Source organism: Streptomyces spiramenti (assembly GCF_012034385.1).
In the GTDB taxonomy this organism is placed as follows: Bacteria; Actinomycetota; Actinomycetes; order Streptomycetales; family Streptomycetaceae; genus Streptomyces; species Streptomyces spiramenti.
The window spans coordinates 53688-73974 of the sequence record NZ_JAAVJB010000003.1; the positions used below are offsets into that span (position 1 = coordinate 53688).

The 20287-nt window shown below is 73.1% G+C and carries 21 protein-coding genes and 1 tRNA gene; 14 read left to right on the forward strand and 8 right to left on the reverse strand.

Going from position 1 to position 20287, the window contains the following annotated elements:
* Nucleotides 1–205: 205 nt before the first annotated feature.
* The 5 genes from HCJ92_RS00880 to HCJ92_RS00900 all read right to left on the reverse strand — a co-directional run bounded on the left by HCJ92_RS00880 (nt 206) and on the right by HCJ92_RS00900 (nt 5500).
* Nucleotides 206–1021 carry an ATP-binding cassette domain-containing protein gene (locus tag HCJ92_RS00880; RefSeq protein ID WP_167931399.1) on the reverse strand — a complete coding sequence of 272 codons (816 nt, stop codon included), beginning with the start codon at nt 1019–1021 and terminating at the stop codon, nt 206–208.
* The gene (locus HCJ92_RS00885) at nt 1018–2088 is read right to left on the reverse strand and encodes an iron chelate uptake ABC transporter family permease subunit (protein ID WP_167931400.1); all 1071 of its coding nucleotides are present in this window, start codon (nt 2086–2088) and stop codon (nt 1018–1020) included. The genes HCJ92_RS00880 and HCJ92_RS00885 overlap by 4 nt, the downstream gene beginning before the upstream one ends.
* Nucleotides 2085–3122 carry an iron chelate uptake ABC transporter family permease subunit gene (locus tag HCJ92_RS00890; RefSeq protein ID WP_167931401.1) on the reverse strand — a complete coding sequence of 346 codons (1038 nt, stop codon included), beginning with the start codon at nt 3120–3122 and terminating at the stop codon, nt 2085–2087. The genes HCJ92_RS00885 and HCJ92_RS00890 overlap by 4 nt, the downstream gene beginning before the upstream one ends.
* Nucleotides 3119–4144, reverse strand: coding sequence for an iron-siderophore ABC transporter substrate-binding protein (locus HCJ92_RS00895; protein WP_167931424.1), 1026 nt, complete (start codon nt 4142–4144; stop codon nt 3119–3121). The genes HCJ92_RS00890 and HCJ92_RS00895 overlap by 4 nt, the downstream gene beginning before the upstream one ends.
* A 534-nt stretch (nt 4145–4678) precedes the next feature.
* Nucleotides 4679–5500, reverse strand: a complete 822-nt coding sequence (locus HCJ92_RS00900) for an AraC family transcriptional regulator (protein WP_167931402.1) — start codon at nt 5498–5500, stop codon at nt 4679–4681.
* A 469-nt stretch (nt 5501–5969) separates the two neighbouring features.
* Here HCJ92_RS00900 and HCJ92_RS00905 point away from each other — a divergent pair, with 469 nt between their 5' ends.
* The 10 genes from HCJ92_RS00905 to HCJ92_RS00950 all read left to right on the forward strand — a co-directional run bounded on the left by HCJ92_RS00905 (nt 5970) and on the right by HCJ92_RS00950 (nt 10769).
* The gene (locus tag HCJ92_RS00905; RefSeq protein ID WP_167931403.1) at nt 5970–6257 is read left to right on the forward strand and encodes a gas vesicle protein GvpO; all 288 of its coding nucleotides are present in this window, start codon (nt 5970–5972) and stop codon (nt 6255–6257) included.
* Between the two features lie 48 nt (nt 6258–6305).
* Nucleotides 6306–6740 carry a gas vesicle protein GvpJ gene (locus HCJ92_RS00910; protein ID WP_167931404.1) on the forward strand — a complete coding sequence of 145 codons (435 nt, stop codon included), beginning with the start codon at nt 6306–6308 and terminating at the stop codon, nt 6738–6740.
* Complete coding sequence (locus HCJ92_RS00915) at nt 6737–7459, forward strand: GvpL/GvpF family gas vesicle protein (protein ID WP_167931405.1); 723 nt, start codon at nt 6737–6739, stop codon at nt 7457–7459. Before HCJ92_RS00910 ends, HCJ92_RS00915 begins: the two co-directional genes overlap by 4 nt.
* Before the next feature lie 87 nt (nt 7460–7546).
* Nucleotides 7547–7801 (forward strand): gas vesicle protein GvpG, encoded by a 255-nt coding sequence (locus HCJ92_RS00920; protein WP_167931406.1) that lies wholly within the window; start codon nt 7547–7549, stop codon nt 7799–7801.
* Nucleotides 7802–7843: 42 nt separating this feature from the next.
* A complete protein-coding gene (locus tag HCJ92_RS00925; RefSeq protein ID WP_167931407.1) occupies nt 7844–8233 on the forward strand; it encodes a hypothetical protein in 390 nt (129 codons plus the stop codon).
* A 47-nt stretch (nt 8234–8280) separates the two neighbouring features.
* Nucleotides 8281–8688, forward strand: coding sequence for a gas vesicle protein GvpJ (locus HCJ92_RS00930; protein WP_167931408.1), 408 nt, complete (start codon nt 8281–8283; stop codon nt 8686–8688).
* A complete protein-coding gene (locus HCJ92_RS00935; RefSeq protein WP_167931409.1) occupies nt 8685–9533 on the forward strand; it encodes a GvpL/GvpF family gas vesicle protein in 849 nt (282 codons plus the stop codon). Before HCJ92_RS00930 ends, HCJ92_RS00935 begins: the two co-directional genes overlap by 4 nt.
* Nucleotides 9523–9717, forward strand: coding sequence for a gas vesicle protein (locus HCJ92_RS00940; protein ID WP_167931410.1), 195 nt, complete (start codon nt 9523–9525; stop codon nt 9715–9717). Before HCJ92_RS00935 ends, HCJ92_RS00940 begins: the two co-directional genes overlap by 11 nt.
* Nucleotides 9711–10184, forward strand: a complete 474-nt coding sequence (locus HCJ92_RS00945; RefSeq protein WP_420824655.1) for a gas vesicle protein K — start codon at nt 9711–9713, stop codon at nt 10182–10184. The genes HCJ92_RS00940 and HCJ92_RS00945 overlap by 7 nt, the downstream gene beginning before the upstream one ends.
* Nucleotides 10185–10256: 72 nt before the next feature.
* Nucleotides 10257–10769, forward strand: a complete 513-nt coding sequence (locus HCJ92_RS00950; RefSeq protein ID WP_167931411.1) for a hypothetical protein — start codon at nt 10257–10259, stop codon at nt 10767–10769.
* Between the two features lie 878 nt (nt 10770–11647).
* Here the strand turns inward: HCJ92_RS00950 and HCJ92_RS00955 are convergent.
* Both HCJ92_RS00955 and HCJ92_RS00960 read right to left on the reverse strand, forming a co-directional pair.
* Complete coding sequence (locus tag HCJ92_RS00955; protein WP_167931426.1) at nt 11648–11794, reverse strand: CsbD family protein; 147 nt, start codon at nt 11792–11794, stop codon at nt 11648–11650.
* A 1036-nt stretch (nt 11795–12830) separates the two neighbouring features.
* A tRNA-Arg gene (locus HCJ92_RS00960) sits at nt 12831–12906 on the reverse strand.
* A gap of 273 nt (nt 12907–13179) precedes the next feature.
* On the opposite strand from HCJ92_RS00960, the gene HCJ92_RS00965 reads away from it, so the two are divergent.
* The 4 genes from HCJ92_RS00965 to HCJ92_RS00980 all read left to right on the forward strand — a co-directional run bounded on the left by HCJ92_RS00965 (nt 13180) and on the right by HCJ92_RS00980 (nt 19540).
* Complete coding sequence (locus HCJ92_RS00965) at nt 13180–14841, forward strand: dynamin family protein (protein WP_338053948.1); 1662 nt, start codon at nt 13180–13182, stop codon at nt 14839–14841.
* A gap of 458 nt (nt 14842–15299) precedes the next feature.
* Complete coding sequence (locus HCJ92_RS00970) at nt 15300–17159, forward strand: GTPase (protein ID WP_338053949.1); 1860 nt, start codon at nt 15300–15302, stop codon at nt 17157–17159.
* 314 nt (nt 17160–17473) lie between these two features.
* Complete coding sequence (locus tag HCJ92_RS00975; protein ID WP_167931413.1) at nt 17474–17974, forward strand: single-stranded DNA-binding protein; 501 nt, start codon at nt 17474–17476, stop codon at nt 17972–17974.
* A 150-nt stretch (nt 17975–18124) separates the two neighbouring features.
* Entirely contained in the window at nt 18125–19540 is a 1416-nt protein-coding gene (locus HCJ92_RS00980; protein ID WP_167931414.1) for a thioester domain-containing protein, read from the forward strand.
* Nucleotides 19541–19695: 155 nt separating this feature from the next.
* On the opposite strand, the gene HCJ92_RS00985 is transcribed toward HCJ92_RS00980, so the two are convergent.
* A complete protein-coding gene (locus tag HCJ92_RS00985) occupies nt 19696–19965 on the reverse strand; it encodes a hypothetical protein (protein WP_338053950.1) in 270 nt (89 codons plus the stop codon).
* Between the last annotated feature and the right edge of the window lie 322 nt (nt 19966–20287).

Sequence of the window (20287 nt, forward strand, 5' to 3'; positions counted from 1 at the left end):
GTGGGCCAGGGGGGCCGATCGATCAGTTGTCGACCCAGCCGTGAGACGAGGCCAGGGAGGCGACCTCACCGCGCAGCAGATCCGCCGCATCCGTGACCCGCCGGGCCGGTCCGGGCGGAGCGGTCCCGGCGGCACGGTCGGCAGTCGCGCGAAGTGCCGGTGCGGACGCGGACGGTCGCGGAACCCCGGTGGCCGGCCGCACGGTTCAGCCGGCCACCGGCTCGAACACCCGGTGGCGGCCGATGGGCAGCATCAGCGGCCGGCCCGAGGTCGGGTCGGTGATCACGCGGCTCTCCAGCCCGAACACCGCCCGCACGTTCTCCTCGGTGAGGACGTCCGCCGGCTCGCCCTGCGCGTGGATCCGGCCGCCGGCCATCGCGACGAGACGGTCCGCGTACCGGGCCGCGAGGTTGAGGTCGTGCAGCACCATCACGATGGTGGTGCCCCGGGCCTGGTTGAGGTCGGTGAGGAGGTCGAGCACCTCGATCTGGTGACTGGGATCGAGGAAGGTCGTCGGCTCGTCGAGCAGGAGCACGTCCGTCTGCTGCGCCAGCGCCATGGCGATCCACACGCGCTGGCGCTGGCCACCGGAGAGCTCGTCGACGGCGCGGTCGGCCAGCTCGGCGGTCTGCGTGGCTTCCAGCGCCTCGGCGACGGCCTCGTCGTCCCGCTCGTTCCACCGGGAGAAGACGCCCTGGTGCGGGTGGCGGCCACGTCCGACGAGGTCCGCGACGGTGATGCCCTCCGGCGCGATGGGCGACTGCGGCAACAGGCCCAGGGTCCGGGCGAGTTCCTTGGCCGGCATCTTGTGGACCAGCCTGCCGTCGAGGACGACCCGCCCGGTGCGGGGCGCCAGCAGGCGGGACATGGCCCGCAGCAGCGTGGACTTGCCGCAGGCGTTGGCGCCCACGATGACGGTGATCGCGCCCGGGGCGACGGCCAGGTCGAGGTCGGAGACGACGGTGCGGTCGCCGTAACCGAGGCTGAGTTCCTCGGCGGTCAGTGAGGGGGTGGTGGTCACAGTGAGCTTCCCGCCCGGTGGGTACGGATGATCAGGTAGACGAGGTAGGGCGCGCCCAGCACACCGGTGACGACACCGACGGGGAAGCGGGTGCCCAGCGCGTACTGGCCGACGAAGTCGGCGACCAGTACGAGGAGGGCTCCCACCAGGGCCGAGGGCACCAGCAGCGAGCTGCCCGGTCCGACGATCCGGGCGGCGATCGGGCCGGAGAGGAACGCGACGAACGCGATCGGCCCGGCGGCGGCGGTGGCGAAGGCGATGAGTCCGACCGCCGCGACGATGAGGACGATCCGGGTGCGTTCCACGCGGACGCCCAGTGCGGCGGCGGTGTCGTCGCCCAGTTGCAGCGCCGACAGGTTCCGCGACTGCCACAGCAGGACCGGGGCGAGGACCAGCACCGCCAGCACCGTCGGGGTGACCTGGTTCCAACCGGTGCCGTTGAGGCTGCCGGTGAGCCACCGCATCGCTTCCTGGAGGTCCCACTCGGCGGCGCGGGAGAGCGCGTAGGCGGTGACGCTGTCCAGCATCGCGGCGACGCCGATGCCCATGAGGATCAGCCGGGTACCGACGACACCGTCGCGGAAGGCCAGCAGGTAGACGAGGAGCGCCACCCCGAGGGCGGCGACGATCGCCAGCACCGAGACGGCGGTGCCGTTCAGCCCGAAGACGATGATGCCGACCGCCGCTGCCGCGCTCGCGCCGGAGCTGATGCCGATGACGTCCGGGCTGGCGAGCGGGTTGCGCAGCATGGTCTGGAAGGTGACCCCCGCCAGGCCGAACGCGAACCCGGCGAACACCGCCAGCACCGCGCGCGGCAGCCGGAGCCGGCCCACGGTGAACGAGGCGCCGGGCACCTGCTCGCCGAGGACGACCCGCATGACCTCTGACGCGGAGTAGTTGGTGCGGCCGAACATCAGGGACACCGCGAACCCGGCGACCACCAGGACGAGGAGGACCAGCACGACCGTGCGGCGGCGCCGTGCGCGGCGGGACCGGCCCCGCGCCACGTCGGCCGCGGTGGTGACGCGGTCCGTCCCGGCGGGGCGGGTGAGGAGGTCGGCGCTCACAGCTCACGCACCTTCTGCCGGCGGACGATGTACAGGAAGAACGGGGCGCCGACGAGCGCGGTGATGATGCCGACGTCCACCTCGGAGGGGCGCGCCACGATGCGGCCGATCACGTCCGCGGCGGTCAGCAGCGAGGCGCCCGTCAGCGCGGAGAACGGCAGCAGCCAGCGGTGGTCCGGGCCCACCAGGAGGCGGCACATGTGGGGGACGACGAGGCCGACGAAGCCGATCGGCCCGGCGGCGGCCGTGCAGGTGCCGCAGAGGACGACCGCGCCGAGTGCGGCGAGGGCACGCGCCCGCGCGACCCGCTCGCCGAGACCGGCCGCCAACTCGTCCCCGAGGGCAAGCGAGTTGAGTGCGCGCGCGGAGAGCAGGCAGAGCGCGAAACCGACGGCGAGGAACGGCAGCAGGTGCCCCATGCGTTCGAAGGACGCGCCGCCGACGCCACCGATCTGCCACAGGCGGATGCCGCCGGCGATGTCGTTCCGGGGCAGCATGACGGCGGTGACCAGCGATGCCAGTGCGGCGGACGTCGCCGCCCCCGCGAGCGCCAGTTTCAGCGGGGTCGCCCCGCCGCGGCCGAGTGAGCCGACGGTGTAGACGAAGACGGCGGCCAACCCGGCGCCCGCCATGGCGACCCACACGTAGCCGGTCGCGGTGGAGAGCCCGAAGAAGGCGACGCCGACGACGACGGCGAGGGAGGCGCCCATGTTGACGCCGAGGATGCCGGGGTCGGCCAGCGGGTTGCGGGTCACCCCCTGCATCACGGCGCCGGAGATGCCGAGTGCGGCGCCGACGATCACCGCCAGCACGGTGCGGGGGATGCGCTTGGTGACCGCCGCCTCCTCCATGGAGCCGTCGGCGCCGCCCAGCGCCGCCCACACGTCCGACCACGCGACGGAGCGCGAGCCGAGCGCGACGGAGGCCACCATCAGGAAGGCGAGCAGGACGACGACGCCCAGGAGCCAGAGCAGTCGAACGCGGGCCGGACGCCGCGTCACGGCGTCCGGCCCGTCATGTGTCGCGGTGGTCACTCGACCTTGCCCGCGGCCTCGGCGAGCGCCTTGACGTAGTCCTCCAGGACCCAGGACAGCGACAACGGCGTCGGGTTGGCGGCGGTGGCCAGCGGGGTGCTGCCCGGCAGCAGGTAGGCGGAACCGCGCCCGATGGCCGGGATCTTGGAGACCAGCGGGTCGTCGATCAGGGTCTGCAGCAGCTCGCCCTCCTCGTCGCCGTAGCCGGTGATGATGTCGACGTCGTCGAAGACGTCGATGCGCTCGGCGCTCTGACGCAGCGCGAACTGGTCGGTCTCCGCCGACAGTTCGGCGATGGAGCCCGGGACGGTCAGCCCGAGGTCCTCGAAGAACTGGCTGCGGGTGTCGTGGGCCGTGTAGAAACCGATCTCGCTGACGTCACCGGGGTCGACGTGCGTCATGAACATCGCGGACTTGCCCTCCAGCTCCGGGTAGTCCGCGACGGTCTCCTCGATCTGGAGCTCGAGGTCGGCGATCAGCTGCTCGCCCTCCTCGGCCATGCCCATGGCGGTGCTGTTGAGGGTGATGGTGTCGCGCCAGGAGGTGCCCCAGGCGGTCTCGGGGTAGGCGACGACGGGCGCGATCTCGCTCAGCGTCTCGTAGTCGTCGGCGGTCAGCCCCGAGTAGGCGGCGAGGATGACGTCGGGGGAGGTGTCGGCGACGGCCTCGAAGTCGATCCCGTCGGTCTCGTCGAAGAGGACGGGCGCCTCGGCGTCGAGCTCGTCCAGCCGCTCCTTGGTCCAGGGCAGGATGCCGTCGCCGTCGTCGTCGCCGAAGTTGGCCTTGGCCATGCCGACGGGCACGACGCCCAGGGCCAGCGGGACCTCGTCGTTGGCCCAGTTGACCGTGGCGACCCGCTCCGGGGCCGACTCGACGACGGTGGTGCCGAGCGCGTGCTCGATCGTGATGGGGAACTGCCCCGAGTCCTCGCTCGCGGCGTTGTCCGAACCGTTGCCGGTGTCGGAGCCGTTGCCGGAGTCGTCACTGCTGCTGCCGCAGGCGGTGACGGCGGTGAGACCCATCAGGGTCGCCGCGGTGACCAGAACGCGAGGTACTCGCACGGGAACACGCTCCACATGTGTGCCGGTCGGGCGCGCCGCTCCGCGCTGGTTCCGGGCCGGGAGGTGCCGTGGCGAAAGCCGTGCGCGAGCCGCCCAACAAGTTAGGTAAGGCTGTCCTTGGTAATCTATGGCCAGGGTGTTCGATGACGCAACCGAGCCAGATGGACATGCGCTGTCGAGAAACGGACAGCGTGTCGGGTCCCGCGACGGCCGGATCATGACTCCGTCGCGCCGCGCCCATCGGGCGGGGGTGAGCCCGCGCGCGCCACGCGCCGCCGCTCCCGAACGGTTGCCGCGCGAGCTTTCTGCGCAACTCCCCAATCGATCGTGGGGAGTTGGGGCGGCTTCGGCCGGTTCCGGTCCTGCGGTGCTCCCGGCCGACCCGCGACCCGGGCGGCTGGCGCCCTTCCTCGTCGGGCACCCCGCGGCGCCGGAGCGAGGTCAGGCGTGACCGCTCGGCTCTTCCGTCCCCGGTACCGCGGTGTGGCGCAGGACTCAGTCCGCGCGGAACCTCCCCGGCGTGAGACCGGTCGTCCGGCGGAACGCGAACCCGAACGCGCTGGCCGAGCGGTACCCGACCTCCGCCGCCACCTTCTCCACCTCCCACCCCGCGGTCAGCAGTCCGATGGCGTGCTGGGCGCGGACCGCCGCCACCCACCGGGCGAAGCTCGTTCCGGTCTCCGCGCTGAAGGCACGCGCCAACGTGCGGGCGCTCACGCCCAGCTCCTGCGCCCACTCCGTCGGTCCGCGCCGGTCGGCGGGGTGCCTGCGCACCGCCTCGGCTATCGGCCGCAGCAACGGCCCCTTCGGCATGTGCACGAACAGCTCGTGGGCGGCGGGGGTCAGGACGTCCAGCACCATCGCCTCGGTCACCTCACGGGAGCGGCCGGCCAGCTCCGGCTCGTCCAGTCGGTCGAGCAGCAACCGCAGCAGCGGCGTGATCTCCACGGTCACCGGCCGGTCCGAGATCGGGGAGGTGGTGCGGTAGCCGAAGAACGCCGCCCGCATCCGGGTACCGGCCGGGGCCGTCCCCGCGTGCAGCGTGCCCGCGGGCATCCACAGGCCCATCGCGGGGGTGATCGTCCACACCCGCGCGCCCACCACCGCCGAGGAGGCACCGCACTCGTTCCACATCAGTTCACCGCAGGAGTGCGAGTGCTCGCCCCAGACGGTGTCGCGGGTCAACAGCTCCTCGTAGCCGCGGATCACGAAGTTGAGCCCGTTCGAGCCCGGCGCGCACACCGGCAGCGCGCGGTGCTCCCGTCGGGGCGGTTCCTCGCTGCGGGGTGCTGCGGCGCGGGGGTGGTCGTCCGGCATGCCGCCATCCTCCCAGTCGGGGCGTTCCGCCCTCTCCCGCCCCACGCAAACAGAACAAGTCATCGAGTACCCGCTCGGAAGGCCGAAATCAGGGGGAGTCGTCGACGAGTCCCGGCCCCGTGCCGGTAAGTAGCGTCGATAGCACGCCAGTTGGTCGGTAATGGGTACCGCTCCGCGTCCTCACATGTCAGCGCGTTCTCCCCGCAGGGAGTGTTCGGGTGATCACGACAGGTCCCGGCATCGCTCGGGTCGCTCCGCGCGAGTGATGCGCAGTTCATCACGGGTGCGTTGGTGCCCTTTGCTGTTCTGTCCGCCCGAAGCATGTCGGATTGGTCGTGGCCTGGATCCGTCGCCCACCCGCCTGTGGCCGGAAGTGCCGCACTGCGGCCACCGGGCACGGGCACCCGGGAGTTGCGGCCGTGAGCGTGAAGAGCACGTGACCCGAGTGGCCGCCCGAGTGGACGGGGCTATGACCGAGAGCGAGAAGAGCGGCGGACGCCTTCCGGTGTCGCAGATCGTGCAGCAGGCCGCGAGTGAGCTCGCGATGCTGCTGGACCGACAGGCCCAGTCCGTCTCCTCGGTCCGGCGGACCGACGACGGATGGACCGCGCAGGTCGAGGTCCTGGAACTGGAGCGTGTACCGCCCACCACCAGCGTCATGGCCAGCTACCGGGTCGATCTCGACCACCAGGGCCTGCTCCTGGAGTACGAGATGGTGCGGCGCTACAGCCGCGGCGAGGTCGAACGGCGCCGCTGAGGCGACTCGGCCGCCCGCGAGGCAGCCCGACGAACGAAGGAGTACGACGTGACCGTGGCACAGCAGCAGAGCCCCACCGGCGGTGGCGGCTCCGGAAACCTCTACGACGTCCTCGAACTGATCCTCGACCGCGGCCTGGTGATCGACGCGTTCGTCCGCGTCTCCCTCGTCGGCATCGAGATCCTCAAGGTCGACGTCCGGATCGTCGTCGCCAGCGTGGACACCTACCTGCGCTTCGCCGAGGCGTGCAACCGCCTCGACCTGGAGTCCGGTCGCAAGGCCCCCAGCCAGCTCACCGACATCGTCGGCGAGGCCACCGAGAGCGGCGCCCGCGGCAAGTCCAAGGGCGTCCTGGGCGGCGCCGTCGAAGCCATCAGCGAGTCCCTCGGCGGCGGCGACGACTCCGAGGACGACAAGCAGGAGGAGAAGCGCACCGCCCGCAAGTCCTCCAACCGACGCCCGGCCAGGCAGAAGGAGCAGTGAACACCGTGCCGTGCTACCTGTACGCCATCACCGCCGCCGACCACCCGGCGCGCACCGACTCGCTCGTCGGCGTGGGCGACCCGCCCGCCGAACTGCGCGTCGTGCAGGCGGGGGAGGTCAAGGCCTACATCAGCGACGTCCCGGAGGACCTCAAGGCGCGGCGCCGCCACCTCCTGGCCCACCAGGAGGTCCTCAACTCGCTCCTCGGTGAGGGCTCCGTCCTGCCGATGCAGTTCGGCCACATCGCCCCCGACGAGTCGCAGATCCGCGAGGTGCTCGCCGAGCGCTCGACCGACTTCGTCGAGCAACTGCAACGCATCGGCGACTGCGTGGAGTTCCACGTCAAGGCCAGCCGCGCCGAGGTCGACGTCATCCGCGACGTGACCCAGGAGTCCGACGAGATCCGGCAGTTGCGGCAGCGCGCGCAGCGCCCCGGAGCCTCGCACGAGGACCAGGTCGCCCTCGGCGAGGCGGTCTCCCGGGCGATCGCCACCCGGCGCGCGGCCGACGGCGCCGACCTCCACCAGCGTCTCGCACCGGCAGCCGGGGACTCCCGGGCCGCCGAGGCCGCCGCCGAGGAGAGCCTCGCAGCCTCCTACCTGGTGCCGGTCTCGGGCGCCGAGGAGTTCGGGCGGCTCGTCACCACCGAGCAGAACCGGCTCGGCGAAGGATGGGACGTCCGGCTGTTCGGGCCGCTGCCGCCCTACAGCTTCGTGTAGCGCCAGGGCCGGACCGCCGCCGCACAGCCCGGGGGCGGACAGCCCCCGGGCCGGCGGCCGGCGCCGGTCCCCACGACGGGAGGCGACATGGGACTGCTGTCCGAAGTGCTCCTGCTCCCGCTCGCACCGCTCCGCGGATCGGTCTGGGTCCTGGACCAGGTCGTCCGGGTCGCGGAGGACGAGTACTACGACCCCGCCCCGGTGCGCGCCGAACTCGCCCGGCTCGAGAAGGAGCTGGTCGCCGGACGCATCACCGAGGAGGAGTTCGAGGAACAGGAGGACCAGCTCCTCGACCGACTGGAGGAGTTGGAGGAGATGCAACGTGCACGCAGACGGGGCTGACGGGCGCGACGGGCGCCCCGACCGGACGATGAGGAGAAGGCCGTGAACAACTCCGCCGGTATCGGCGCGGCAGTGGCCTGCGGCTACCTGCTGGGACGCACGAAGAAGGCCAAGGTGGCGCTCGGCGTCGGGATCTACCTCGTCGGCCGCCGGGCGGCCGGCGGCGGGCAGGGCGGCGTCGCCCTGCCCCCGGTCCTGGCGGACCTCGGCGGCCAGGTGCGGGACGAACTGCTCCCGGCCGTCCGTGACGTGGCACGCCAGGCGGTCGCCCAGCGGGTCGAACGCTTCTCGGACTCCCTCGCAGCGCGCCGCAACCCCGCCGAGCCCGAGGAGTGGGACGAGGAGTGGGACGAGGACGCCGAACTCCTCGACGAGGAACCCGAGGACGAGCCCCCCGCCCCACGCAACCGGAAGACCACCACTGATGCCTGAGAACCACCGCACCGCACATGCCCGTTCCGGCGAGGAGGTGACCGACCGTGTCGCTCTTCGGTGACGGCCCCGGGCCGGCCGCCTCCGGGCAGGGATCGTCCGCCAACCTGGCCGACATCCTCGAACGCGTCCTCGACAAGGGCGTCGTGATCGCCGGAGACATCCAGATCAACCTGCTCGACATCGAACTGCTCACCATCAAGCTCCGCCTGCTCGTCGCCTCCGTCGACAAGGCCAAGGAGATGGGCATCGACTGGTGGGAGCACGACCCCTCGCTCTCCTCCCGCGCCCGCCCCGCCGCCGGAGCCGTCGACGGTGGTCCGACCACCGCGCTGGAGGCCGAGAACCAGCGGCTGCGCGAGGAGCTGCGCCTCCTCCGGGACGAGTCCCGACAGGCGCAGTTGGACCGGTCCCCGGCCCCTGCGGAGACCACGAAGGACGACCCGGCCCCATGACCACAGCCCAGCTCCCCGACGACCACCCGGCGCAGGGCCCCGGCGGGCCGGTCTACCTCTACGCCGTCACCGCCGCGCGGCCAGGGGAGGTCGGCGCGCCCGGGGGACACCTCACCGGCGTCGCCGACGCGCCGGTCCGCACCGTCACCGCCGGGGACGTCACCGCACTGGTCAGCTCCGTGGAACCCCGACATATCGAAATGGTCGGACAGCGCCCTCAGGAAGCCGAACTGGCCTGGCTCGAACACGTCGCCCGCGCCCACAACGCGGTCGTCGAGTCCGCATTTCGGGAAACCACCGTGCTGCCCATGAGAATCGCCACCGTCCACCCCTCGGAGGACAGCGTCGGTGAATTCCTCCGGAAATCCGCCGAGGCGATCCACGCGGAACTGCGGAGACTCGACGGACTCGTCGAAGTCGGAGTCAAGGCGTACCGGGCCGCCCCCGCGGCCGCCGGTGGCCCGACGACCTCGGCGCCCGAGTCGGCGGCGACGGAAACGCCCCCCGAGAGCCCCGGCCGCGCCTACCTGGAACAGCGGCGCGCCCGGCGCCGGGCCAGGGCCGACGCCGACCGCGACATCGCCGCGCTGGTCCGCGGGGTCCGCGACGCCGCGGCCGGCCACGCCGTGGACCAGCGAGCCCACCGGCTCCAGACCGGGGAACTCGCCGAGGGACCCGGCGAGAACATCGCCAACGACGCCTGGCTCGTCCCCCGCGGTGCCGTCCACGCGCTCCACGCCGCGGTCACCGCCTGTGCCGACCCGGCGGCCGGCCGCCACGTCGAGGTCACCGGCCCCTGGGCCCCCTACTCCTTCGTGCGCCCGGTGACGTCGCATGGAGGATGAACCCCTGCCGGGCGGCGTGGCGCCACGGCAGGTCGCCCTCATCGATCTGCTGGACCGCCTCCTGGCGAGCGGCGCCGTCCTCACCGGTGACCTGGTGCTCTCCATCGCCGACGTCGACCTGGTCCACATCGACCTGCGCGCGGTGATCCGCTCCATCGAGCCCGATCACCCCGCGCCGTGGTGACCCCCGAACCCGGCCGCGCCCCGGGACTCCCGGACGAACCGCCCGCCCGCGCCCCCGACGGCACCGTACCCACCGGCCGAGCCGATGGCGCGGACCCCGTGGACGACGTGCTGCGCGAGTCCGTCCGCGCCCTCTCCCTGGCGCCGGTCACCGACATCACCGAGCACGGCAGCGCCCCCGGCCCCGCCACGACCAGATGGGAGACGGGACCCGACACCGTCGACCGCGACCTGATCAAGCTCGTCCTCACCGTCGTCGAGCTGCTGCGCCAGCTGATGGAGCGATCCGCCCTGCGACGCGTCGACCACGGCGACCTGAGCGAGGACCAGGAAGAACGCGTGGGAATGACACTCATGCTGCTCGAAGAGCGCATCGAGGAGCTGTCGGAGCGCCACGGACTCACCATGGACGACCTGAATCTCGATCTCGGGCCGCTGGGAACGCTGTTGCCGCGCCGCGACCAATAGCGGAATTGTTTGCCGACAGCCCCACCGGAAAGCAGAACCGGTAGGCAAGTAGCAAGAGGAGCAGGAGGAATGATGGCTCAGGAGAAGAGCGACGACGCCGGTAAGAACGGTGGCCGCAGCAAGGCGCAGAACGCCAAGAAGACTGCGTCGAGCACCACGCGCCGCGCCAACACCAAGGCCTCGTCCACCGCCAAGAAGGCAACGGGCACCGCGGCGTCCAAGACGTCCGGTGTGGCCGACAAGGCATCCGGCCTCGCGGACAAGGCGACCGCCGCCCCCGCGGCGGCCAAGGAGGCCGTGTCGGGTGTCGCGGGGAAGGCCGCCGCCGCGCCCGCAGCTGCGAAGGACGCCGTGTCCGGTGTCGCCGTGAAGGCCGCCGCCGCGCCTGCCGCCGCGAAGGACGCCGTCGGGGACCTCGCGTCCCAGGCCGCGACCGGTTGGACGCTGCTCAAGCACCGCAAGACCGTCGCCGCCGGTGCGGCGGCAGGTCTCGCAGGGCTGGTCGGCGGCGCGTTCGCTGTCGGCCGTGCCACGGTCATCCAGCGCCACGGCCCGCTCACCCGCATCACACGTGGGCGTTTCTGACCCGTCCGTCCGTATGCCGCGGACAGGGCGGCGCCCCTGACAGGAGGAGGCTTCCCGTCACCGGGCGCTGTCGGACGCCACCGTCGACGCGGTGTCCGACGGAACGCGGCGCGGGGCCGCCGACCAGGTCCGCCACTGCTCCAGGGCCGGCCGGAACGCGAGCCTTCCCCCTCGCACACCCCGCACCCACCGGGCCCCCGGCCGTGTGGGGTGCCACCTCGAACCGGAGGCGGCACCCCACACGGCCGGGGCTCTTTGCCGTCTGCTCACCGGAGGGCGGTGACGGACGGGCCGGCGGGAAGCACCGGACCGCCGCAACGGCGCAACGGCGGACAGCCGCAACGGCGCGCCGGACGGGCGAACGGACTGCGCACGGCGGACCGGACCGCGGTCTCGGGCCCGGGGGCCACCGGATGCCCCGTCACGGTCCGGGCGCGGTGCGGGACGGCGCGGCACGGCACGGGACCGTCGGCCACGGCCGGGGCGGAGTCCGGTGCGGGACGGCGGACCCGGGCGGGTGAGCCGGTCGGGTCCACCGGGTGTGTGCCGGTGCGCCGCTGGGGGAGCTCCGGGACGGCGAGCGAGCGGTCGGCGGCGCCCCCGGGGGCGGGCAGCCGACGACGGGGTCGACGGGGCGCGTGGGCCGGGGGCTCGCCGAGGGCAGGGCAGTGGTGGCCCGGGGTGCGGGAGCGATGCTGGGAGGGGCCCCGCCCGCCGAGCAGGTGGCGGGGTCCCACGCGGAGCGTCGACGCCTGACCGGGGGCACGACGGACAGCGGGCGCTCCACGAGGTGTGGAGCGCCCGCTGTCGGGGTGTCATACGTCCCGCCGGCCGCAGTGTGGCGCGGCGAGAGTGGGGCCGCCGGTGCGGCCTCGGGGCTACTTGTCGCCCGAGATCGCGTCCTTGGCGGTGCCCTTGGCCTGGTCGGCCTTGCCGGAGGCCTTCAGCCGGTCGTTGCCGGTGACCTTGCCCACGGCCTCCTTGGCCTTGCCCTTGACGCGGTCGGTGCTGCCTTCGGCGCTCATCTGTGCCTCCAGGATCGGGACGATCTGGTGACGAAGCGGCATGGGGAGAATTCATCATCTTCCCGGCCTAGCTCGCGTATCACCCGTTCGTCGTATCGCATGCCCGGGGTCAGTCGTCGTATGCGGGGATGCGGTCGAGAAACTTTCGACATCTGCTCCGCCGGGCCGGTCCTCGTCCGGGCGGCCCGCTCTCACCTGCGGTGATTCCTGCGGCCGGCAAGCGGCGGCCCACGAGGTCGGACACGGTCCGCCCCGAGGAGCCGCCGGCGGCGGGCGCAGCGCGGGTCCGATGCCGACCGCCCGGGGCCCACGGGGAGTCGGAGCTGCCGCCCCGGGTGGCCCGGCAGGTGCTGTTCGGGCGCCGGGCGAGTCGATCGCGCCTCGCGCCCGTGTGCCGCGAGGTGCCAGTGGCGGGTGGGAGTACCCGGAGCGGTACCCGATCCGCGCGGTGGCCGGGGTCGGGGTCGGTCCCGCGCGGATCGGACCGGTCTCTGCCCCTCCCGCGGCCAGGGCTCGCGGCTGTCGGTGTCGGGTCGGGGTGTTCGGGTGCCGCCGCCACGGCCCCTTGGTGCCCGTCCGCCGTCGTGGCGACCGCACGGCCCGCCACCGCCACGTCCCCCGGCGTCGCGACCGCACTGCGCGCCGGGGGGTCGCGTCCGCCGCCCGGGGCGGCGGAGCCCGCGCCGTCCTGGTGGGTCCGCCGGTGTCGCCACGGCATCGCGGTGGTGGGGGAGGGCCACCGTCGGCGCGTATGGAGTAACAGCCGAACGGGTGACACTGCTGTGCCGTTGTCGCGTGCGCCGGGGGCGTGCGACGGGCCTCCCGTCCGGCTCCGCTGCCGCGACCGGACCGGCTCGGGCGCCGCTGCCGCCGGGTGGCCGTTCGGGTGTTCTCCGGTGTGGACTGCGGGCGCTCGTTCCCACCGGTCGAGGGGCCGGCCCGGCAGGTGCCGCGGGAGAGACGCGGGCACGGTGGCGGGCCCCGCGTTCGAACCGCACTGACCTGCGCAGACGAACGGGGCAGCGGCGAGGATTGGTGGTGCCCCCGGCAGGACTCGAACCTGCGACCAAGTGCTTAGAAGGCACCTGCTCTATCCGCTGAGCTACGGGGGCATGGGACGTCAGCCCCGTTGCCGCGCCGTGCCAGGGCACAGGATAGGGCGTCGGGGAGATCGCGCCGGGCGCTTCGCCGGGGCTCCCAGATGTGGGGATCCGGTGAAGCAGCCCCGATACTCGCAGGCGACTCGGATCGGCGCAGCGATTTGGGCGGCTCACGCGGGTGGTGTTGCGCAGTCGTTATGGCTGTGAGAGCGGGCCGCTGCAAGCGATCGGCGAGTTCGGCGGGAAATGCTTCAGAAAACCGCAGAAATTGGGCATTCTTCGCATGTGGCGATCTTGGAGGCTCAGTCCGAACTGCTGGACACGCTCACCGCACTGCGGGAGCGTGTCGCCGCCGCGCGCTTTCCCCTGGCCCTGCCCGGAGCCGAACGCGCGCGCCGGTCCCGCGCCGAACTGCTCGCGCAACTCGACGGCTACCTCATCCCGCGCGTGCGCGAGCCCGACGCACCACTGCTCGCCGTCATCGGCGGGTCGACCGGCGCGGGGAAGTCCACCCTGATCAACTCACTTGTCGGCAGACGGGTCTCCGAAGCCGGGGTGCTGCGCCCCACCACCCGCACGCCCGTCCTCGTCTGCCACCCCGACGACCACCACTGGTTCGCCGGCCCGCGCGTCCTGCCGCAGCTCGACCGCATGTGGATGCCGAGGCAGGACGACGACGAACTCGCCCCTGCCACACCACCGCACGAGAGCCCGGGCGGCCAACCCACCCTCGTCATCGAGACCTCACGATCCGTCCCCTGCGGGATCGCGCTCCTCGACGCCCCCGACATCGACTCCCTCATCGCGCACAACCGCGACCTCGCCGCCGACCTGATCTGCAGCGCCGACATCTGGGTGCTGGTCACCACCGCGGCCCGCTACGCCGACGCCATGCCCTGGAACCTGCTGCGCAGCGCCCGGGACCGGCAGGTCACGCTCGTCACCGTGCTGGACCGGGTCCCCCACCAGGTCGCCGGGGAGGTGTCGCACCACTACGAGACCCTGCTGGACCGCGCCGGCCTCGGTGACGTCCCCTGCTTCACCGTCCCCGAACTGCCCGAGTCCGTACGCGGTGGCACCGGCGTCCTCCCCTCCACCGCCGTCGCGGGCCTGCGCAAGTGGTTCTCCCAGCACGCGCAGGACCCGGCCGTCAGGGCGGTCGCAGCCTCCCGTACCGCGATCGGCGCGCTCGGGGAACTGCGGGGGCGGGTCACCGCCCTCGCCAACGCCGCCGCCGCCCAGACCGCCGCCGCGTCCCGGCTGGACCAGCAGCTGCGCACCGCCTTCGACGGTGCGGGCCGGCGGGTCCGGGACACGCTGGCCGACGGCGGGCTTCTGACGGGGCAGGCCCGCACCCAGTGGCTGGCCTTCCCGGACGACTCCAGTAGCGACGAGCTGCTGGACGCCTTCACCGACGGCATGACCAGCGTGCTCGCCGAAGCCGTCATGGCGGCCGATGAGGAGACCACCGACAACTGGCTCACGCAGCCCGGGGCGCCGACCCCGGACAGCGACGACCTGGAAGGGGCCCGAGAACGGGCGGGGATCCTGGTCCGGCGGCTGCGCCGCTGCCTGGAGGAGCTCGCCGAGGAGGAGGTACGAATCGCGCTGGACGCCGGTCCGACCCGATCCGGGGACGTCGGCGGGGAAGACCGTCCGTCACCCCCCGGCGACGGCGGCGAGACTTCCGCGCTCCTGCTGGCCGGGCTGCTCGGAGCCCGGGACGCGGCACCGGCCACCGAGGCGCTGAGCGCACTGCTCGGTTCGTCGGCCTCGGGACGACTCCGCAAGAAGGCGGAGGGCATGATCGCCGACTTCGTCCAGCGAGTGATCAACACCGAACGCGACCGCAGAGGAGCGCCCCTGCATCGGCTGGAGGTGAGTGTGGACCACCAGGTCCAGCTGATCGCGGCCCTGTCCGTCCTCAAGCGGCACACACCCGCCTAGGTGCACCGGCGGCTGACGGTACGCACCCGCGGGACCGGCGGGCGGCGACCCCACGGCCCCGCAGGGGCCCGGGAGGCGCCCGCACGAGCGCGCGGCGAGGACCTCGGAGTCGCCATCCGTCGGGCCCGCGCACGGACTCTCGGCCACCGCCCCGCCCTCGTACCGTCCCGGAGGCAGGCGGGGCACGTCCGGCCAAGCCCATGCCGAACGCCGTTCCACCTGCTCGCACCCTGTCCCGCCGCGCCACACCGCAGCGGGCCGGCCACCCGGCCCGAGGCCCCCGCAGACCGCCGGCCGCGGTACCCCGGTGCCGATGCGACCACCCCGCAGCACGCGCCCCTCCCCGCGGCACGCGGTCGGACCGCACCGCGCCAGCGGCCTCCGAGCAGGCCGCCCCGGTACCGCTGGGCCGGGTCGCCCCACCCCCATCGACAAGCAGGCAGCATGAGGAGGACACCGTGCACGAGGACACCCCCGCAGCCCCCGCACCCCGACGGGTCGAGAACTGGGACGACGGAGTGATCGCCAGGAGGGCACGCGTGGTGGAGGCGCCGCCACCCCCGGAGCAACGGACGTCCTCGCGGGTGGACGCCTACGGCGAGGAGTTCGTCCCCGAGCCCGAGCCCGTCATCTCGGTTCCCGCTCCGGCCCGGCCGGGACCCGCGCCGGTGGAGGACACACCCCCCTCCCCGGCCGACCACGAGCTTGCCGCACGTCTCACGGCGCTGCGAGAGCTCGTCGGTCTCTCCCGAACCCGCCTGGAGGCGTCCGCGCTGGAGGAGGCGTCCAGGCTCCTCGCCGAAGCCGAGACCCGTACCCGCCTGCCGCGCGCCTGCACCACCGTCGCCGTCGCCGGGGCGACGGGCAGCGGCAAGTCCGCACTCTTCAACGCCCTCGCAGGCGCGCAGCTGTCCGAGTCGGGGGTCCGCCGGCCCACCACCGCCGCTGCCGTCTCCTGCACTTGGGAAGCGGGGCGCTCCAGCCGTGCCGAGGGACTGCTCGATCGGCTCGGGGTCCCCGTGCGGTCCCGCCGCCGTGCCCACCTGGTCGACCCCGGGCTCCACGGGCTGGTCCTGCTGGACCTGCCCGACTACGACTCCGTCGCCTCGGAAAACCGGGAGCAGGTCGACCGGCTGCTCACTCTCGTCGACGCGGTCATCTGGGTGGTGGACCCGGAGAAGTACGCCGACGCCGTCCTGCACGAGCGCTACCTGCGGGCGTTCGCCGGGCACGCCGAGGTGACCGTCGTGGTGCTCAACCAGATCGACCGACTGCCCTCCGAAGCGGCCGAGGCGATCATGGACGACCTGCGAGGGCTCCTCGACGACCGGGGGATCGCCCTGGGCGAGCACGGCGAACCCGGCGCGGCGGTGCTCGCGCTCTCCGCCCTGACCGGCGACGGGGTTCCCGACCTCCGCCAGACCATCGGGGAGCTCGTCCGGTCCCGGACGGCCGCCGCGCGGCGGCTGGCAGCCGACCTCGACGGCGTCACCCGCAGGCTGCGTCCCGTATGCGTGGCCGACAGCGTCCAGGCACCCACAGGCCTCACGCCGCAGGGGCGGGAGGAGTTCGAGGAGCGGTTGGCCCACGCGGTCGGCGCACCCGCCGCCGGCAGGGCGGCCGAACGCGGCTGGCTGCGGCGATCGGAACGTGCTTGCGGAACCCCGTGGGCCCAGCTGACCAAGCGCATGGCGGACCGCCGGGCGAGCAGGCGGGGCGAGCCTCCCGCGCTCAGCGCACGTGCCGGCCGACTGGGGGAGCCCCCCGTGGTGTCGCGCCCTGTGATCGCCGAGGCCGTGCGGACGGTTGCCGCCACCGCCGCCACCGAACTGCCGGGCCCCTGGGCCAAGGCGGTACGCGACGCGGCCTGGAAGGGGGCGGAGCGGCTGCCCGGGGCGCTGGAGGCCGCGCTCGCCGCCAGGCCCGGCTTCGGGCCGGAGGCCGCGGTCCGGCCCGGTCCGGCCCGCCCGGCGTGGTGGACCGTCGCCATCGTGGGTCAGGCACTTCTGATGACCGCACAACTGCTGGGCATGTGCTGGCTGCTGACGGCTGCCTTCGGCTACCCCGTGGCCGCCGGCTGGCTGCCGGCCGGTCTGCTGATCGGGGGGTCGCTCGGTGCCCCGCTGCTCGCTTGGGCCTGCCGTGTGGCGTCGCGTGGTCCCGCCCGGGCTTGGGGGCAGCGGGAGGAGGAGCGGTTGCGGCGGGTCGCCGCCGGTTGCGGCCGGTCGCTGGTCCTCGAACCTGTCGCAGCCGAGTTGCTGCGTTACCGGGAGGTGAGGGAGCAGTTCGTCGCCGCCGTTGGGGGCGAGCCTCACTAGCTTCCTCGGCGGATGGTTCCCGCCGTGGCGCCTCCGGTGTCCTGCGGCCCGGGTGTGCGTCCTGCCCCGGGCGGCCCCGTCGGGCCCTGCGCTGCCCGCCGTCGCGGGGGAGCGGTCCTGCACCACCCCGATCCTGCCCGGGGTGAGTCTCCGTCTGTCCGTCCGGCCTGTCACCACGGACGTTAGGAGGCCGCCGGCGCGGACGGAAGAGGCAGGGCGACGACTCACCCGCGAGGGTGAGGGAGTTTTCCACAGCCGCCGAGTTGTCCACAGGGCGGAGCGCGCTGCCCCCGCCTCGGGGCACGGTGTCCTTCATGAACGAGACCTGGACGACCCTGACCGGACACGCCTCCTCGAAGGTCGAACGACGGACGACTCCGCGCGGGGCGCGCGTGGTGTGTTTCCGGTTGGACGTCCCGGAGCGTCGCTACGACACGGAACAGGGCGCCTGGCGCGACCGTTGGGTCAGTGGCTACACCGTCTGGGCCCGCCGGGAACTCGCGGTCAACGTCCTGGAGTCCGTGGTGTGCGGCGAACCCCTGGTGGTCCACGGCCGACTTCGGCTTCCGCCGGGAATCTGTGCCACGACGGTGGGTAGGGAGACGGACGGGGCGGCGCCCCGGGCGGCGGGTGTCCCGGGGACCTACGCGCACCTTGAGGCGGTCGCCGTCGGCCACAACCTGGCCCACGGCATCTCGGTCTTCCACCGCGCCTCCCGTGCCCGGCGCCCGCGCCCGGCGCGCGGAGGCGCTCTCGGCGGGGGCCTGCGTACCCAGGAGCCAGATAAATCCACTTATCTGACCAAGCGTAGGTAACGATTGGACCTCGGTGCGCGTGATGGCCCGGCACCAAGGGGACACCACAAGATCGGCTCTCTACGATCCCGGCGTACGCACGGGTGTACTGACCGGCCTGCCCAAAGAGTTGCGGCCGTGACTCCGTGCCCTGTCGTGGAGGGGACATACATGATTTCTGTACGCAGGGGGCTGGTTGCCCGCCTCGCGGCGACAGCGGTCGCCACGGCGCTGTTCGCCGGTGGCGCGCTCGCCACCGCCGGTACCGCCGCGGCGGACGAGGACAACTCCCCGAGGTCCGGCGGCGCCACCGCCACCCTCAAGAAGCTGGAGACGTACGACACCGTCAAGGTCGCTCACCGCGGCGGTAGCTACAACGCCGGCCTGTTCACCATGGATGTCGACGGTGGCGGCACGATCAAGACGTACTGCATCGACTTCGGCACCAGCGCGAAGACGAACCACAAGTACCAGGAGACCGGCTGGGGCAACTCTTCGCTCGCGGAGAAGCCGGAGCAGGCAGGCAAGATCCACTGGATCCTGCAGAACTCGTACCCCCAGGTCGACGACCTGGCCGGGCTCGCCGAGAAGGCCGGCGCGAACAGCCTGACCGCCGAGCAGGCCGCTGCCGGTACCCAGGCCGCGATCTGGCACTTCTCCGACAACGTCGACGCGACCCCCACCAACAAGGACGCCGAGAAGCTCGCCGACTGGCTGCGCGACTCGGCCCAGGTCGTCGGTGAGCCCGAGGCTCCCTCCCTCGCCCTGGAGCCCAACCAGGTCGGTGCTGTCGCGGGCGAGAAGGCCGGCCCGGTCAAGGTCCGCACCAGCGCGTCCGGCGCGACCGTGACGACCGCTCCCGACGCCGCCTCCCAGGGCGTCAGCGTCGTGGACGCCGCCGGCAACATCGTCGACGGCACCTCCGTCGTCGACGGCACCGAGCTGTTCTTCGACGTGCCCGCCGACGCCGCCCCCGGCTCGGCTTCGCTGAGCGCCAGCGTCAGCACCCCGGTCTCCGTCGGTCGCGTCTTCACCGGCATCAACACGGTCACCCAGACCATGATCCTCGCCGGTTCCACCGAGTCCTCGGTGACCGCGGGTGCCACCGCCAACTGGGTCGAGGCCGAGACCGAGGAGCCGCTCCCGAGCGTCACCGCCTCCGAGGACTGCGTCGCCGGCGGCGTCGCCGTGACCGTCACCAACAACGGCACGCAGGACTACAGCTTCGACCTCGACGGCCAGGAGCTGGTCGTCGCCCCGGGCGAGTCCGGCACCATCACCGTTCCCGTCGAGAACAAGCAGGGCTACGAGATCGTGGTCTTCGACGAGGACGGCACCACCGAGATCGAGCGCTTCGAGGGTGTCCTCGACTGCCAGAGCGACTCCGAGGGCGAAGGCCCTGAGGAGTCCACCGGTGACGACGAGCCCGAGTCGAACGAGCCCACCCCCGACGGTGACAGCGAGGAGCCCAACCTCGCCGAGACCGGCAGCAGCAGCAACGTCGGCATGATCGCCGGTATCGCCATCGCCCTCCTGGTGGCCGGCGGCGCAGCGGTCCTCTTCTTCCGCAAGAAGGCCAAGGCCTGACATCCGCGACACGGTGAGGGCGGATCCGCCCTGACCGAGCCGTGAAAGCCGAACCGCACCCGGTTCCGCGCCGCCCCCCGGGGCGACGTGGGCCGGGTGCGGTCCGTTGCGCGGCTGCGACCGCACCCCTCCGCCGCGAGCGTCGGCGGCCGTCGTCAGGCGAGCCCCGCCGTGCCCTCCGGGTCGTCCTCCGCGAACGCCTCGGCGAGGTGCAGTTCGTCCCGCTCGTACTGGGAGAGCGCGATACCCAGTCCGAAGAGCGTCGGCGCCCACTCGCCCACGAAGATCCCCCAGCGGTCCGCACGAGCCCGCCCGGCCTTGCTCTCGGCCTTCCGCGAGAGGAACCAGCTCGCTACCGACAGGCCCACGGACGCCGTGGCGGCGCAGTACACCTGCTCACTCCGTAGTCCTCGCTCGTGGAGCATCCGCACGATCATTCCGCCTCCAAGGGTGGTTCGAGTGCACCCAGCGTCCACCGGGCCCCGACCGGTCGCATCCCGCTTCGGCCGTCTGCCGTCGGCCGCCACCCTCCCGGGCGCCCGGGGCCCGCCGACGCATCGCCGCCTCCGCTCCGGAGCCACCGCATCGCCGCCCTCGCTCCGGAGCCACCGCATCGCCGCCCTCGCTCCGGAGCCGCCGCATCGGGGCGCCGCTCGCCGCCACAGGGGGAGCGGGACCACGAGCCGTCCGCGGCCGTCCGCGGGACCTCCGGCGCGCGGCACCCGGACCGCTCGCCCCCTGCGGCGC

Coding starts and splice junctions, on each gene's coding strand:
- HCJ92_RS00895 (WP_167931424.1), bottom strand. CDS start 4,144: ATGGGTCTCACCGCCGTCACCGCCTGCGGCAGCAGCAGTGACGACTCC.
- HCJ92_RS00900 (WP_167931402.1), bottom strand. CDS start 5,500: ATGCCGGACGACCACCCCCGCGCCGCAGCACCCCGCAGCGAGGAACCG.
- HCJ92_RS00905 (WP_167931403.1), top strand. CDS start 5,970: ATGACCGAGAGCGAGAAGAGCGGCGGACGCCTTCCGGTGTCGCAGATC.
- HCJ92_RS00920 (WP_167931406.1), top strand. CDS start 7,547: ATGGGACTGCTGTCCGAAGTGCTCCTGCTCCCGCTCGCACCGCTCCGC.
- HCJ92_RS00935 (WP_167931409.1), top strand. CDS start 8,685: ATGACCACAGCCCAGCTCCCCGACGACCACCCGGCGCAGGGCCCCGGC.
- HCJ92_RS00940 (WP_167931410.1), top strand. CDS start 9,523: ATGGAGGATGAACCCCTGCCGGGCGGCGTGGCGCCACGGCAGGTCGCC.
- HCJ92_RS00950 (WP_167931411.1), top strand. CDS start 10,257: ATGGCTCAGGAGAAGAGCGACGACGCCGGTAAGAACGGTGGCCGCAGC.
- HCJ92_RS00955 (WP_167931426.1), bottom strand. CDS start 11,794: ATGAGCGCCGAAGGCAGCACCGACCGCGTCAAGGGCAAGGCCAAGGAG.
- HCJ92_RS00975 (WP_167931413.1), top strand. CDS start 17,474: ATGAACGAGACCTGGACGACCCTGACCGGACACGCCTCCTCGAAGGTC.
- HCJ92_RS00980 (WP_167931414.1), top strand. CDS start 18,125: ATGATTTCTGTACGCAGGGGGCTGGTTGCCCGCCTCGCGGCGACAGCG.
- HCJ92_RS00985 (WP_338053950.1), bottom strand. CDS start 19,965: ATGCTCCACGAGCGAGGACTACGGAGTGAGCAGGTGTACTGCGCCGCC.